The sequence below is a fragment of the Paenibacillus sp. FSL R7-0302 genome (assembly GCF_038006885.1).
Lineage (GTDB): Bacteria > Bacillota > Bacilli > Paenibacillales > Paenibacillaceae > Paenibacillus_AQ.
In genome coordinates, this window is sequence record NZ_JBBOWB010000001.1 from 4557998 (window position 1) to 4572978 (window position 14981).

15 protein-coding genes and 1 riboswitch are annotated in these 14981 nt (G+C 54.0%); of the genes, 4 read left to right on the forward strand and 11 right to left on the reverse strand.

Going from position 1 to position 14981, the window contains the following annotated elements:
• Positions 1–133: 133 nt before the first annotated feature.
• Positions 134–327, reverse strand: a riboswitch (cobalamin riboswitch).
• 139 nt (positions 328–466) lie between these two features.
• Complete coding sequence (locus tag MKY96_RS19735; protein WP_076079751.1) at positions 467–1399, forward strand: ArsR/SmtB family transcription factor; 933 nt, start codon at positions 467–469, stop codon at positions 1397–1399.
• Between the two features lie 246 nt (positions 1400–1645).
• Here MKY96_RS19735 and MKY96_RS19740 read toward each other — a convergent pair whose 3' ends face one another.
• From MKY96_RS19740 to MKY96_RS19750, 3 genes are all read right to left on the reverse strand, one after another.
• Entirely contained in the window at positions 1646–1942 is a 297-nt protein-coding gene (locus MKY96_RS19740; protein ID WP_340942587.1) for a hypothetical protein, read from the reverse strand.
• A gap of 133 nt (positions 1943–2075) precedes the next feature.
• Positions 2076–2351: a DUF6171 family protein gene (locus tag MKY96_RS19745; protein WP_340942591.1), complete on the reverse strand. Its 276-nt coding sequence runs from the start codon at positions 2349–2351 to the stop codon at positions 2076–2078.
• Between the two features lie 12 nt (positions 2352–2363).
• Positions 2364–3857 carry an alpha-N-arabinofuranosidase gene (locus MKY96_RS19750; RefSeq protein ID WP_340942593.1) on the reverse strand — a complete coding sequence of 498 codons (1494 nt, stop codon included), beginning with the start codon at positions 3855–3857 and terminating at the stop codon, positions 2364–2366.
• A gap of 189 nt (positions 3858–4046) precedes the next feature.
• Here MKY96_RS19750 and MKY96_RS19755 point away from each other — a divergent pair, with 189 nt between their 5' ends.
• Both MKY96_RS19755 and MKY96_RS19760 read left to right on the forward strand, forming a co-directional pair.
• Entirely contained in the window at positions 4047–4460 is a 414-nt protein-coding gene (locus tag MKY96_RS19755) for a peptide deformylase (RefSeq protein WP_340942595.1), read from the forward strand.
• Entirely contained in the window at positions 4457–5434 is a 978-nt protein-coding gene (locus MKY96_RS19760; RefSeq protein ID WP_340942597.1) for a hypothetical protein, read from the forward strand. Before MKY96_RS19755 ends, MKY96_RS19760 begins: the two co-directional genes overlap by 4 nt.
• Positions 5435–5477: 43 nt before the next feature.
• Here the strand turns inward: MKY96_RS19760 and MKY96_RS19765 are convergent, their stop codons facing one another.
• From MKY96_RS19765 to MKY96_RS19785, 5 genes are all read right to left on the reverse strand, one after another.
• A complete protein-coding gene (locus tag MKY96_RS19765) occupies positions 5478–6419 on the reverse strand; it encodes a 5'-3' exonuclease (RefSeq protein ID WP_340942598.1) in 942 nt (313 codons plus the stop codon).
• A gap of 28 nt (positions 6420–6447) precedes the next feature.
• Positions 6448–6813, reverse strand: a complete 366-nt coding sequence (locus MKY96_RS19770; RefSeq protein WP_076083731.1) for an arsenate reductase family protein — start codon at positions 6811–6813, stop codon at positions 6448–6450.
• Between the two features lie 90 nt (positions 6814–6903).
• Positions 6904–7965, reverse strand: coding sequence for an RluA family pseudouridine synthase (locus MKY96_RS19775; protein WP_340942599.1), 1062 nt, complete (start codon positions 7963–7965; stop codon positions 6904–6906).
• Positions 7962–8528, reverse strand: a complete 567-nt coding sequence (locus MKY96_RS19780) for a cob(I)yrinic acid a,c-diamide adenosyltransferase (RefSeq protein WP_036696754.1) — start codon at positions 8526–8528, stop codon at positions 7962–7964. Before MKY96_RS19780 ends, MKY96_RS19775 begins: the two co-directional genes overlap by 4 nt.
• A 239-nt stretch (positions 8529–8767) precedes the next feature.
• Entirely contained in the window at positions 8768–9547 is a 780-nt protein-coding gene (locus MKY96_RS19785) for a class I SAM-dependent methyltransferase (protein WP_340942600.1), read from the reverse strand.
• A gap of 312 nt (positions 9548–9859) precedes the next feature.
• Between MKY96_RS19785 and MKY96_RS19790 the strand changes: the two genes are divergently transcribed.
• A complete protein-coding gene (locus tag MKY96_RS19790; RefSeq protein ID WP_340942602.1) occupies positions 9860–11881 on the forward strand; it encodes a methyl-accepting chemotaxis protein in 2022 nt (673 codons plus the stop codon).
• A 57-nt stretch (positions 11882–11938) separates the two neighbouring features.
• On the opposite strand, the gene MKY96_RS19795 is transcribed toward MKY96_RS19790, so the two are convergent.
• From MKY96_RS19795 to MKY96_RS19805, 3 genes are all read right to left on the reverse strand, one after another.
• Positions 11939–12841, reverse strand: a complete 903-nt coding sequence (locus tag MKY96_RS19795) for an alpha/beta fold hydrolase (RefSeq protein WP_340942605.1) — start codon at positions 12839–12841, stop codon at positions 11939–11941.
• A 463-nt stretch (positions 12842–13304) separates the two neighbouring features.
• The gene (locus tag MKY96_RS19800) at positions 13305–13565 is read right to left on the reverse strand and encodes an aspartyl-phosphate phosphatase Spo0E family protein (protein ID WP_340942608.1); all 261 of its coding nucleotides are present in this window, start codon (positions 13563–13565) and stop codon (positions 13305–13307) included.
• Between the two features lie 194 nt (positions 13566–13759).
• Positions 13760–14977: an aminotransferase class I/II-fold pyridoxal phosphate-dependent enzyme gene (locus MKY96_RS19805; protein ID WP_340942610.1), complete on the reverse strand. Its 1218-nt coding sequence runs from the start codon at positions 14975–14977 to the stop codon at positions 13760–13762.
• Positions 14978–14981 lie beyond the last annotated feature (4 nt).

Genomic DNA, 14981 nt, shown 5'->3' on the forward strand with positions numbered 1-14981 from the left:
TGGGCCGTGTCCTTGTATCCCGCAGCTGTAAGCCGGGTGTCATCTCTAAGATTCCAAGATTCCTCCGGTCCATCAGGGCAGAACGCCTCTTCTCATTAACCTATCCGTACACCGCTCCTATCCGCGTAGAGTCGTGGTGTGCGTCGACAAGGTAGGTCTCCTGGCTTGGAATACAGGCGCCGCAGACTTCGTCTTCCCCGGGGCTTCCCGAGTGACCTCATGAAGTGCAGCTCTTCCATACAGTGGCGGGACCGCTCGGGAGTTTCACCCGATTCCCTGTTATCCCTTGCCGCTTCCGGCAAGAGCACCTTGTTTCATCGCTAATTCATCTCACATCATAGCGGACCGGGCTTAGCGTGTCTGTGATATAAATTGGAAAAGCTGGCCTGAAGCCAATCATGGCTTGTAGAAATTTTATTTGAGTAATATAATTATTAACTATATAACCTGAACGTGGAGGCATCCGATGAAACTTGATCTAACCGAACAATCCCTGCCCGTGTACGAGGCCCTGTCCAGTACCGTGCGCCTGCATATGCTGCGGCTGCTGTCCGAGAAGCCCATGAACGTGAAGGAGCTGGCTGCAGCCCTCAAGCTCAGCAGTGCGATTATGACCATGCATGTGCGCAAGCTCGAAGCCGCCGGGCTGATCCGCAGCCATATGGCTCCCGGCAAAAGCGGTCTGCAGAAGATCTGTACACTGGCCGCCGACGGGGCTGAGATTGTTTTTCCGGGACAAGCCCGGACTCCGCGCAGGGGGTACCGCAAGGACATTCCGGTGGGGCATTATTCCGACTTCCAGATTGAGCCTACCTGTGGACTGTCTACGACGGAGAGGGTCATCGGGCACTTTGACGATCCCCGTTATTTCTGGGACCAGGAGCGGGTGAACGCCGGGATTCTCTGGTTCGGCAAGGGGTTCGTCGAGTATAAAATCCCGAATTTCCTGCTGTCGAGCCAGCAGCCGGAGGAGCTTGCCATCACAATGGAGATCGCCTCCGAAGCCCCGTCGGTCAACAACAACTGGCCGTCGGATATTACCTTCACACTGAACGGACAATCGCTCGGCTTCTGGACCAGCCCCGGTGACTACGGAGATAATCCGGGAAAATACACCCCGGCCTGGTGGCCCGCACTCACCAATCAATACGGCCTGCTCAAGCAGCTGCGGATTACTCAGACGGGCACTTTCATGGATGGGCAAAAGCTGTCGGAGGTCACCCTGGATCAGGTAGGCATCCGCAACAAACAATGGACCTTCCGGCTCTCTGTCGAGGAGGATGCCGAGCACATCGGCGGCCTCACCCTGTTCGGTAAAGGCTTCGGCAATTACAACGAGGACCTTGTGTTTGAGTTGTTTTATACAGATGGCGTGGCAGATTTGCCGGGTTCTATATAAAGGCCTGCTTAGAAGGTAGGTAGGTAGGTAGGTAGGTAGGTAGGTAGGTAGGTAGGTAGGTAGGTAGGTAGGTAGGTAGGTAGGTAGGTAGGTAGGTAGGTAGGTAGGTAGGTAGGTAGGTAGGTAGGTAGGTAGGTAGTGGAGATAGATTAGTTAGACTAATTAGGTTAGTTTTCGATTCAGCTACTTTTGGAGCTAATGCTCCTCATTTCCGCTCATCGCCCACTTTCGGCCAATTCAGGTGCACTAGTGCTCCTCATTTCCGCTCAGCTGCCCGCTTCCCGCCGCATTAGAGGGATTTATCCCTCTCTTTTCCTCACCCAGCCCACTTCCCGCCGCACCAGAGGGATTTATCCCTCTCTTTTCCTCCTCCAGCCCATTTCCCGCCGCACCAGAGGGATTTATCCCTCTCTTTTCCTCCTCCAGCCCACTTTCCGCCGCATTAGAGGGATTTATCCCTCTCTTTTCCTCCTCCAGCCCACTTTCCGCCGCATTAGAGGGATTTATCCCTCTCTTTTCCTCCTCCAGCCCACTTTCCTCCACAACGCAAAATAAGCCCCTCCAACCGCCGCATTGTGCAGGTTGGAGGGGCTATCGGTGATCGGTCCGTCTCTTATGGCAAGAACGGCTTCTAGCCTATCTTTTTGCCTGGCCCCTTGCCGTTAGGCGTGGGCCGTCATTCCGCCACCGGCTGCCACTTTCCGCCGCCCGGCAGCGGACAGCTGCGGGCCTTCAACCGGGCCACGACAGGGATGATACAGCCGCAGGCGGTACAGGTCACGCCATCCTGCAGCTTGGGACAAGCCGCGCAGATCGCCAGCCGCTCGGCGTAGACCTCGTCGGAAGCTGAATTGCCGGGATTGAACATGGAGGAGGCCAGAATGCGGGCAATCTGTGCTTCCGTGACCTTGTACTCCTCCCGGCATCCTTTGCAGGCTGAAGTGGTTGTCATGCGGTTCTCTCCTTAGGCTTGTGGAGTGATAGCCAGTACCGTTACCGACATTGGCGGCAGCTCTACAGTCAGCGTATCCCCTTCAAGCTTGAAGGCGCTGAATGCCTCTGGTGTTACAGCTTCCGGCTGTTCAAAGCTATTGTGGGCATCGATGGAAGCTCCGGCCAGCGTCGTTCCGCTTACGGATGCTTGACCAGCCAAACCGCGCAGGGCAAGCGGCAACACTGCCGATGACGCGTGATTCAGGTTACACAGGCTGACATGAATGATGCCCTCAGCATTGACCGAAGCCGAAGCCGATACTTCAGGAATCTCTACGCCATCATAGCTGTATACAGGGCTGTCTACAGTGAGCTCCAGCAGTTCTGCATCCTGATGCACTTTGTACATGTTGAATACATGGTAAGTAGGAGTCAGGAGCATTTTCTCGCCTTCAGTCAGAATAACTGCCTGCAGCACGTTCACGGTCTGGGCAATGTTCGCCATCCGTACACGGTCACTATGCTTGTGGAAAATATTCAGCGTCAAGCCGGCCACAAGCGCATCGCGGATCGTGTTCTGCTGGTACAGGAAGCCTGGGTTTGTACCCGGCTCAACATCATACCAGGTGCCCCACTCGTCAACGATCAGGCCGACTCTTTTCTCAGGATCATATTTGTCCATGATGGCGATATGGCGGGTAACCAGTTCATCCATGAACAGTGCCTTCTTCAACGTTGTGAAGTATTCGTCTGTTCCGTAGCCTGTAGCCGCGCCCTTATGATTCCAGTCCGAAGTAGGCAGGGTGTAGTAATGCAGGGTGATCGAATCCATGAAGCGGGTAGCTTCACGCATCAGCACTTCCGTCCAGTTATAATCATCCGCATTCGCCCCGCAGGCGATCCGGTGGATCTTGTTGTCTCCATAGTTGCGCACATACGTCTGATATTGACGGTACAGGTCAGCATAGAATTCAGGACGCATGTTACCGCCGCAGCCCCAGTTCTCGTTGCCCACGCCGAAATACTTGACACTCCAGGCATCTTCCTGGCCGTTCTTCTGACGCAGCTCAGCCATTGGAGAGACTCCGTTGAAGGTCAAATACTCAACCCACTCGGACATCTCTTGAACAGTTCCGCTGCCTACGTTACCGTTGATGTACGGCTCGCAGCCCAGCATCTCGCAGAGGAGCATGAATTCATGCGTACCGAAATGGTTGTTCTCTACCGCGCCGCCCCAGTGTGTGTTGATCATCCGCTTGCGCTCTTCGCTTGGGCCGATACCGTCCTTCCAGTGGTATTCATCGGCGAAGCATCCGCCCGGCCAGCGAAGTACCGGAATCTTCATTTCCTTAAGCGCTTCCACTACGTCGTTGCGGATACCCTTGGTGTTCGGAATAGGGGAATCTTCGCCCACCCAGATGCCTTCATAGATACAGCGTCCAAGATGCTCAGCGAAATGTCCGTAGATGTTGCGGTCAATCTTACCTTTGCGGATGTCGGTGTTCAGTACAATGCGTTCTGCCATGGGAAGTTAACGCTCCTCTTTAGGTTAATATATTTGTTAATCATTTAATACTTATATTAACATTATAATCAAGCTTCCTCCGGTTCGTCAATCTTTATCTTAACCGCATATCTCTCGTATTCCCGCATTTCACTTCCCCGCCAAAAATGATATTATGGACACACAAATACAGCATAATTGGAGAGTATGATGATTAGACCTATCAATAAAGATATATCGCTTCTTAGCCAGAAATCTGCTCCGGCCACGGAAAAGGATCTGCCCGTGTTAATGGATCTTGTGGAGACTCTGAACGCCAACTCCGACCGGTGCGTCGGCATGGCTGCGGACATGATTGGCGTCAACAAACGCATCATTGCCGTCCGTCTAGAGCAGCAGCTGACCATTTCGATGATCAATCCGGTGATCGTCAAGCGCGCCCGTCCTTATGACACTGAGGAAGGCTGCCTGTCGCTTGAAGGCGTACGCCCAACGAAACGGTACGACTATATTGAGGTAGAGTACCTCGATTATAATTTTAAGAAGCACCGGGATAGCTTTACCGGATTTACAGCGCAGGTTATCCAGCATGAGGTGGATCACTGCGAGGGTATTGTCATTTGAGCCGGGACCTGAGAGCGCTAACCTTCAGTAAGACGGCCGCCGAGCAAATTCTGAGGAATGAGACCGATACCCGCACGCTTTTGTCAGAATATCCGGAGTACAAAGAAGAAGTGCTGCTTGAGATCAATGCCCTATCGAGCCAAAAACGCGCCAAGCTGATCCAACATTTACTCGCCAGCTATACAAGCAGCGCCAAAATAGCGAAGAGCAAAATTGTCAAAAGCGGCTTTAATCAAACTACCATTAACGCTTTTCTTCCTAATATTATTAAAGCCCGCTTTGCCATTTATCTGATCGAACAGCTGCAATTAGCGGTGTCTACCGAATCAGCCTCCGGGCCTGTCCGGTTCAATCTCTGGGACGGTTATATTCTGCAGAAGCTCCTGTTCAAGGAAAAGCTTGTACGGAAGCCCGTATCGCTCCCTCTGTTCCGGGTATGCTGGAAGCTGATTATCCGCCCCAAAGTGCTGATGCCGCTTGTCAATAAACAAGGGATCTACTGTTTCTACTCCCGTTCGTTAATCAAGCGCTTGTCCGCTCTGATTGGGGATAAGGAGTGCTTGGAGATCGGTGCCGGTGACGGTACCTTGACGAGATTCCTTAACGAGAACGGCACAGCCTGCCGGGCAACCGATGATTATAGCTGGGCGCATTATATCACCTACCCCGATTTTGTGGAAAAAGCCGATGCCAAAGCCGCTCTGAGCAAATACGCTCCTAAGGTTGTACTTTGTTCCTGGCCGGTGCCCGGCAACCCGTACGAGAAGCATGTTTTTCATACGGAATCTGTAGAGTTGTATATAGTAATCGGCACAAGAGACCCGGCGATTACCGGTGACTTCGACGCGTATGATCAGGCTAAGCATTTCAGCATGGAGCTGAATGAGGAATTATCCCGCCTGCTTGTGCCGCCCTCCAAGGACAATGCGGTCTATCTCTTCACACGCAAACAAGACAGTACACGCTCACGATAGGTGAGTACATACTGTCTTGTTTTCATTGCAGTCTATTCCGGCCTCAGCCCAGATCTCCCAGCTCAATCTGCACGATTCCCCGGTCATCCCGTTCCTCGGCGATCCCGCCGATCAGATGCATCAAGCTGCCGAACTCCAGCTCATTGAACTTACGTGCGGCGTTATCCCGCTGCAGCTCCCAGAGACATTCGGCCAGCTCGCAGACCACCGGCACATCACAGCGGATTTCCGCCAGCTCCCGTGAGAGATGCAACATGTCGAGGTCCGCTTCAATCTTAGCCCGCACGCCCTTGGGCAGCAGATGCAGGTTCTCGATGACTCCTTCCACAGTACCGTATTCCGTCAGCAGCTTGGTGGCGGTCTTCTCGCCTATGCCCTTCACGCCGGGATAATTATCGCTGGTATCGCCCATGAAGCCCTTCAGGTCGATCACCTGTGCAGGAGTGAGGCCCCGTTCTGCCAGAAGCTCTGCCGGATCATACACTTTATAGTTGGAGCGGCCTTTTTTCATAATCACGACCTTGACGCTATCATTGACCAGCTGGAGCATGTCGTGGTCCCCGGTAAGAATATAGACCTCCGACTCCCCGCTGTAGCATGAAGCTAGTGTACCGATGCAATCATCTGCCTCGTACCCGGCCAAGCCTATATTCGGCACGCCCAGCTCTGCCACAACCTCCTTCACGAGGTCGAACTGCGGGATCAGCTCCAGCGGCGCGTCAATGCGGTTCGATTTGTAGCCTTCGTACTTCTCGGAGCGGAACGTGCCCTTGCCCATATCCCAGCAGCAGACCACATGTGAAGGCTCAAACGTACTTACCGCGTCGAAAAAATACTGCAAAAATCCATACACCGCATTCGTCGGCAGCCCGTCGCGGGTCTTGCGGATATATCCACCATAAGAGGTAGCATAAAAAGCGCGGAACAGCAGAGCCATTCCATCGACGATCATAACCCGGCCCTTCATTTCTGTTGCTGTGCTCATGTGTAACCTCTCCTTGTATTCCATAAATTTAGGCGTTGCTCCAAGCTTCGGCGTACTGGTCTTCCTTATAGCCTACGGTAACCTTCTTGCCGTCAGTGACTACCGGACGCTTGATCAGCATCCCATGTGCGGACAGCAGCGCAAGCTGCTCGTCTTCGCTTAAGTCTGCAAGCTTATCCTTCAGGCCAAGCTCCCGGTAGACCTCACCACTTGTATTAAAAAACTTCTTCAGCGGCAGGCCGCTGTGCTTCACCAATTCGCGCAGCTCCTCCACGGTTGGCGGCTGCTCGGCGATATGCTGCAGCTCCAGCTCATGCCCTGCTTCCTTCAGCCATTTGACTGCGCTGCGGCAGGTGCTGCATTTCGGATATTGATATACCTTGAGGTCACTCATCGGCTTCTCCTTCTATATATAAAATAAAAGTGCATGAAAAATACTGCATACTGCTGCAGATGGCAGCTGCGGCCAGGACATGCCCGGCGCTTACAGCGCCGACTGCCGGAGCTTCTCCTGCAGCAGCGCCATATCCGGCGGCAGCGGTGCCTCGAAGACCAGCCCGGCATGCGTCACCGGATGCCGGAAGGCCAGCCGCACCGCGTGCAGCGCCTGGCGCGGAATGGCCGCGTCCAGCTCCGCGATCTGCGCGAGCTGCGCGGCTTCGGCAGGCGTCAGCGCTGCTCCGCCTGCCGAAGCCTCCGGCGGCCCGCCGGGCAGCGCCTGCTCTCGCGTATGCGCCGCTTCGCCCGGCGCAGCCGCCGCCTGCCCATACAGCGGGTGACGGTACATCCCGTCACCGATCAGCGGGCAGCCGACTGATCCCATATGCACCCGGATCTGGTGGGTGCGCCCGGTCTCCAGCTTCAGCTCTACGCGCGAAGCTGCCTCGCCATAGACCTCCTTGACCTCATAACGGGTCAAGGAAGGATAGCCGTCCGGCGTCACAATCCGCCGGTGCGGCTCCAGCGGGTCGCGGTCGATCGGACCGTCGATATCCCCGCTGGGCAGAGCAGGCACGCCGTGCACGAACGCGGTATACCGCTTGTCCACCGTGCCGGCGATCATCTGCTCGGAGATGTGCTGGTGGCTGTACGGGTTCTTGGCAATCACCAGCACCCCGGAGGTCTCCTGGTCCAGCCGGTGGACGGGGCGGAAGCGGACCCGCTCGCCCTTCTCTGCCCAGTAATGAACCACACCGTTCGCCAGGGTCTCGGTATAATGGCCGTGGGTCGGATGGACAATCATTCCTGCGGCCTTGCTTACCACAAGCAGATGCCCGTCCTCATACAGAATCTCGAAGGGAATCGGCTGCGGCAAAATATCCTCAGAGGTCTCCTCCTCCATCCGGATCTGCACTAGATCGCCGGTGTTAACCTTAACGCTAATATAGACACGCTCTCCGTTCAGTGTAATGCCGAGGTCCGTCATTTTGAGCCGGGAGAGCAGCTTGCGGGAGACATCCATCCGCTTCTGCAGGATGGTTTTAAGCAGCCAGCCGTCTTCAAGCGGCGGCACTGTGTAGGAGATGGGCGGATAATAGCTGGTCATTTGTTCCGGAACACCTTTTTGCTGCGCAGATATTCTACTTCAGCAATCTCCAGCCGGGTGTTGGCGGCACGGGCCAGAGCGAAGAAATAGTCGGACAGCCGGTTCAGATAGATTACCGCCTCCGGGTTAATCTCCGCACTGCGGCCCAGCGTCACTGCCCGGCGCTCGGCCCGGCGGCAGACTGTCCGGCAGACATGCAGCACCGAGGACAGCTGGCTTCCGCCCGGCAGAATGAAGCGCTCCAGCACCGGATTCTCGGCCTGAAGCGCATCGATCCAGCCTTCCAGGCGCGTGGCCATCTCGCTTTTTACCTTATAGCGGTTCTCACTCAGCTTCACGAACGCCAGATCCGATCCGCAGTCGAACAGCTCATGCTGAATCTCCAGCAGCTGCTCGCGGACATCTAGAAACCGCTCGTCCTCCATCAGGCTCCGTGCCTGGCCAACGAAGCAGTTCAGCTCGTCAATGGTGCCGTAAGCCTCGACGCGGACATCGTCCTTGCCTACCCGGCCGCCAATCACCGAGGTCTCGCCCTTATCCCCCGTACGCGTATAGATCGCCACGATACTTCCCTCCTAAGTTGCAAATCACATAATAATAGTGTAATCGTTCTTAGGTAGGGTGGCAAACAAAGATCAGCATTTTCGATATGCAAGTGGAAACGGCTTTGCCGTCCTTTTAAAGGACGGTACCGTTTCAGCGGGAAATAGAAGGATCATTTATAGCGTGAAACATATAAATTTTTATATTTTAAATAACTCCCTTAAGAGGAAGCCTTAATTGTCTCCCTGCTCAACCTGCCTCATGGCTTACGAAAGGTAATGCAATACATCAGGCCCTTGCACACCTCCTTGTACTCTACCTCCAGCATCTCCTGCGGAATCAGTCCAAGCATCTCCGGCAAGTCCGCTCCCTCTGCAAAATACCCCTTAACCACCGGTACCTTCCCGTACGTTCCCTTCACCAGCTTCTGCGTCTCATCGGCAATCATCAGCCTTGTGCCCGGCTTCGCTACCCGGATCATCTCCAGTACCGCAGCATGCGGATCACTGAAACAGTTGATTCCGCCGACATGGTACACGCAGTCAAAGCTGTTGTCCTGAAAAGGCAGCCGCTCAGCAGTCCCCTGGAACAGATGTGCCTCCAGCTTCCACCGCCGCAGATTGCGCACCGCCTGCTTCAGCATTCCGCTGGAAATATCCAGCCCGTACAGCTCGGCCTGCGCGTTCTTGGCCTTCATGTTAAGGTACGGGAAATTATCGCCGCTGCCCACCGAGGTCTCCAGCACACGCTGACCGCCGCCCAGCTCAAGCGCAGACAGGAACTGCTCTCTATAGCTGCGTTCTCCGCCGAACTTCAGCACGAAATACAGCTTGTTGGACAGCCGGTAGAAACGGGCAATCCGGTTGTAAAGCTCCAGGTACTTCCGGTTACTGCCTGCGGCATCCGCTTCCTCCATAAAAGCCAAATACCCGTGCTTCCACGGGTACTGCCGTCCATTTGCCGGATTGACCGCCCCCGTACTAACCAACTTAAGCTCTTCATATGTATTCGGGTCCCTCAACAGCTGATCATGCAGCATGAATATCTTCCTCTCCTGACGCAGTACGGTTCAAGCCCATACTTTGTGATGTTCGTGAATATTCATTATATGCCTACAATTGGAAGCGGACATCAGTCCCGGGTCTGCCGCCGTCTCCGCCTTTGGTCGTACCCCGCAGACTTAGATACACGACATTTTTTTATTTTTTTCGACAAAAAGTAACAACAAAATCAGTTCTCCAGCCGATGATATTCAATATAAGTATAAATAGCTTCACTATATAATGGGGGGATTCACATGGCTAATGTTGTTCACAAGGCAATTTCCAGGCTCCGGTTCAAAAGCATACGTATGAGAACATTTGCATTCATCCTGCCCATCTTTCTGATCACGCTGGTGCTGGTCGCTCTGTTATCGTACATGTATTCCAAAAGCATTATCCAGCGCGAGGTTACACAAAAAATGAATGTGCAGATATCAGATATTTCTAACGAAATTAATGCGAACTTAAGTGTGCACAGCAAGGTTCCCGAGGTTCTAGCACGTACGCTGGAGAGCCACGCTGCTGAATTCACACTGGATCAATACCGTACCATGCTGTCCAGTGCGCTGAAGGCCAATCCGGATACCTATGGTGTGGGTATTTATTTTGAACCCGGACGGTATGACAGCAAGCTGAAGTACTTCTCCACCTATGCCCACCGTGACGGCGACAAGATTGTGACTACCGAGCAGTATAATGACCCCGATTATAATTATCACGGGCAGAGCTGGTACACGATTGGCAGGGAGCATGCAGCGTTTACAGATCCATTCTATGACACAATTACAGGGACAACGATGGCTACGTTTACTGTTCCTTTCCGGGATACCACGAATACCTTGCTGGGTGTCATGGCCGGCGATATCGATCTCAAGACGCTGCAGAGCAGGATCGAACAGACCAAGGTGGGGAATACAGGCTGGGCGTTCCTGCTGGACAAGCAGGGGAATTACATTGCCGGACCGGATGCCGAGAAGAATATGCAGCTGAAAATAAACGACGAACCAAACGCAAGCCTGGCCGCAGCAGGAGCGGAAATGCTTCAGCAGAATCAGGGCATGGTAACCTATGCCGATTCGGGCGGGACCATTCAGATGTATTATGAAAAGCTGCCGGATACCGGCTGGACCGTTGGTCTCGCCATGCCGGAGCAAGAGCTGTACGCGCCGCTTAAAGGGCTGCTAAGGTCTATTCTGCTGGTAAGCTTAGCGGGTCTTATCCTGACGGTAGCAGCCGTATATCTATACAGCCGCTATATTACCCGTAAACTGACCCGTGTCAATGAGATGTCCCAGCAGATGGCCGCCGGAGACTTCACCGGGAAGCTGGAGGTGGACAGTGAGGATGAATTCGGCAAAATGGCCGGGCATCTGAACCAGATGATTACCAATCTGAGCAGACTCCTGGGGACGATTGCCGATCACTCCCTGCAAGTCGCCTCGACCTCAGAAGAATTAATGTCTAGCGCCACTCAGACCAATCACACCACAGAGGCCATTGTGGAGAATATTCAGGATCTCTCAGCCGGAGCGGATCAGCAGATGCAGTCCACCCGCGAGTCTGCAAGGGCGATGGAGGAGATGGCCGCCGGTGTGCAGCGGATCGCGGAGGCCTCGATGGACACTGCCGCAGCTGCCGGGCGGGCGGCAGGCCAGGCGCAGAACGGGTATTCCGTCATTACGGAGGCGGTGGACCGGATGGAAGAGATGGAGCGGACCGCCGCAGATGCTTCAATCATGATTACCTCTCTTAGCGCACAGTCCCAGCAGATCGGTAACATCATTGGTCTGATCAAAGGCATCAGCGACCAGACCGGCATGCTGGCCTTAAACGCGGCGATTGAGGCTGCCAGAGCGGGCGAATACGGACGGGGCTTCTCCGTGGTGGCCGGTGAGGTGAAGAAGCTGTCCGAGCAGACGGCCGAAGCCGCCGGGTCTATCAGCACCCTGATTCTCGAGATCCAGCAAGGCAACCGGGCAGCCTCAGATGCGGTGCTGGCGAATGCCGGCGCCGTTCAGGAAGGCTCGCGGATGGTAGGCGAGGCCGGGCGTCTGTTCACGGATATTCTCGGCGGCATCGGCGAGATTAACACCCAGGTTCATGAGATGTCTGCTTCCTCCGAGCAGCTGCTGGCCGGAACCGAGGAGCTGACCTCTTCGGTGGCGGAGATGGCTGAAGTGGCGAAACAGGCCGCAGAGCGTTCACAGAGCGCTGCCGCAGCCTCTGAGGAGCAGCTCGCCTCCATGGAAGAGGTAGCCGCAGCCTCTACCGAGCTGGCGAAAATGGCCGATGGGCTGCAGCAGGCAGTGGCCACGTTCAAGGTAAACTAACAGAGAGGCAGTTCTAACAACCCCCTGATAGGTCTCCGGACCAGCACAGGGGGTTATTTATATAGATTCACTCCCTTCACTCCCCTTCAAAAAAGCCACCAGCTCCCGGTTCACCCGCTTCGGCTGCTCATGATTCACGCCGTGACCGGCGTCCGGGATAACCGTGTAGCGGAACCCGCCAGCGTCCAGTGTACTAGTGAGCTCCCGCTTCTGCTTCAGCTTATAATCTCCCAGCAGGAAGTATAGCTGATCTTGGAACGTAACCGCTTTCTCTTGTTCGTAGGGCTGAAGCTTATGGGCGAACATCGCCTGCTGGTTATGATTCTGCATTAACAGCACCAGATGCTCCCCGACTTCGGGATGCTTGTCGAACAGGCCTGAGGTCGGGGAGCTGAGCTTGCGGGCTGCCTTGAGCAGATTGCTGCGCGTAGGAACAAGAATCTCCGGGAACATCATCATCAGCGTATGTATCATACTTTTAATTGGAGCAGTGACCATTCCTCCCTCCATACAGACAGCCCTAAGCACTCGTCCCGGCCCGTTCACCGTGTAATTGAAGGCCATATACGCTCCATTCGACACACCTGCCACACAGAATTGTTCAAGCCTCAGCCCGTCAGCAACCTTGTTGATCCAATCCACCTGATCGAAGGTCCGTTTATCGAACAGCTCACCTGGAACACTCTTCCCCGGTCCTCCCAGCGTATCTACTGCAATGCAGTAGAAGTGCCGGGACAGCTCCTTCATATTCAGCAGCCACATCACGGCCGAATTATCGCCTACCCCGTGGAACAGGAGCAACGGCGGTAACTCCGGCTCTCCCGCTGTTATACAATGGGTTGTCCCATAAGGAGTCTCCACATCAAGCTCCTGATATTCCGTCCCCCACGCTTCAAGAAGCTGGTTATAGGACCTTAGAACCTGTTCTTTGCCGGCCTCGCTTTTGAATACCTTGATCAAAGAAAACCCCTGCCTTTCCGCCTTGGCAAATTTTTATTAATCTTACTTCATGAGCACAGGATCATTTTAGAATTAGCTAGACTCATTGTTGCACATTTTGCAGGATTTCTCTAAAAATGTTAAGAGCTGCGGCGTATTGTTGCATCATTTGCAGGAATTCCGGTGTTTAGTGCTGCTTAGCGCTGACTTTGTTGCATTTCATGCAGGATTTCAGCATCGGGCGCTTCTATAAGGCGGTATTGTTGCACATTTTGCAGGATTTCTATACAGTGTTACGGGCTTAGGTAGTATGGGGCCCATCTCTCATCGCAGCAGCACCAATTGTTCGGTTTCCATACTGGCACCTTGTGTCCGGTTTTCATAGACAACTTATCCATAACAAAAGAAATTCATAATTTCCTAATGAACAAAAAAACGGACATCTCCCCAAAGGAAGACATCCGCTTCATATACATCTGCCGTATTAATTGCTCTTGCGGTGGCGGCCTCTCATATACTCATTAATCTTGAGATCCAGCAAGCTGCTGATTGCTATTACATTATCCGAGGTAAAGGAATTCTCCTGCATAAAGAGCTGTTCCATTCTGCTGCGGAGCATCTGGATTTCATCTTCCAGCGAGAGCCTGCGTGCATTCGCATCTCCTCTGGCAGGAGGTTGCCCGCTTCCGGAACCACATTTCCCGCCATAGGAGGATAAGTAATAATCTGCGCTCAGCACAATCACCCTTCCTGATAAAAGTATTGCGCCTCATCCAGATAAGAACTGTGTAGTTCTATGCAACCAGATATGAAGCGCCTTTATTCCGGAATAAGAGGTCCATGTAAGTGTATTACAGGTGTTTCTTGTCCTTAGAGTAAAATAATACCATATCAGAAGGTGATCGGCTATAGTTCTATTTACTTCTTTGTCGAGCCTTGTCAGGCCCCTTCCCGGGCCAGCTGTGAGACCAATGCCCCAATTCGCTCCACCGCTTCATTCAACTGGGACACCGAGGTGGCATAGGAGCAGCGCAGATAGCCTTCCCCGCCCAGACCGAAGACACTTCCCGGAACAGCAGCGACCTTATATTCAAGCAGCAGACGCTGGGCGAACTGGTCGGAGGTCAGGCCGGTGGCCTGGATACTCGGAAATGCATAGAAGGCACCCTGCGGCTCATGACACTCAAGTCCCGCCTCCCGCAGTCCTTTGACAATCAGCCGGCGGCGCTGGTTATACGAGTCTGTCATGCGGTCCTTCTCTTCCATTCCGTTGGTGAGTGCCTCCAGAGCAGCCACCTGGCCCATCGAAGGCGCGCACATGACGGTATACTGGTGAATCTTCAGCATGGCGGAGATCAGGTCCGGGTGGCCGCAGGCATAGCCCATCCGCCAGCCGGTCATGGCGAAGGCCTTGGAGAACCCGCTGACCAGGATCGTCCGGTCAAGCATCCCCGGCAGCGAAGCGAAGCTGACATGATTGCTTCCATACGTAAGCTCGGCGTATATCTCATCTGAAATGACAATAAGATCATGCTTCTCTACCACCTTGGCAATCGGCTCCCAATCTTCACGGCTCATGATTGCGCCGGTCGGATTGCTTGGATAGCAGAGAATCAGAATCTTGGAACGGGGGGTAATCTTAGCTTCCAGATCTTCGGCAGTCAGCTTGAAGTTGTTCTTCCCGAAGGTCTCAATGCCTACCGGAATACCGCCGCCGATGGCCGTGATCGGAGAATAAGAGATGTAACAAGGCTCGGGAATCAGAATCTCGTCTCCCGGAGAGATCAGGGCACGCAGGGCCAAATCAATGGCTTCGCTGCCGCCGACCGTGGCGATAATCTGGTTCGCCGGATCATACTTCACGGCGAAGCGGGTCTCCAGGTACTGAGCGATACCCTCGCGCAGCTCAGGCATTCCGGCATTGGAGGTGTAACCGGTGAAGCCGCGTTCGAGTGAATAGACGCAGGCCTCTCTGACATGCCAAGGTGTCTTGAAGTCCGGCTCGCCGACACCGAGCGAGATAATATCCTTGCTGCCTGCCGCCAGATCAAAAAACTTGCGGATGCCCGAAGGCTGAATCTGCCGGACCAGCGGGGCCAAATAAGAGTTCATCGACTTGCCTTTATCTCCTGTATGCTGAGCGTTATTAATGATCATGACA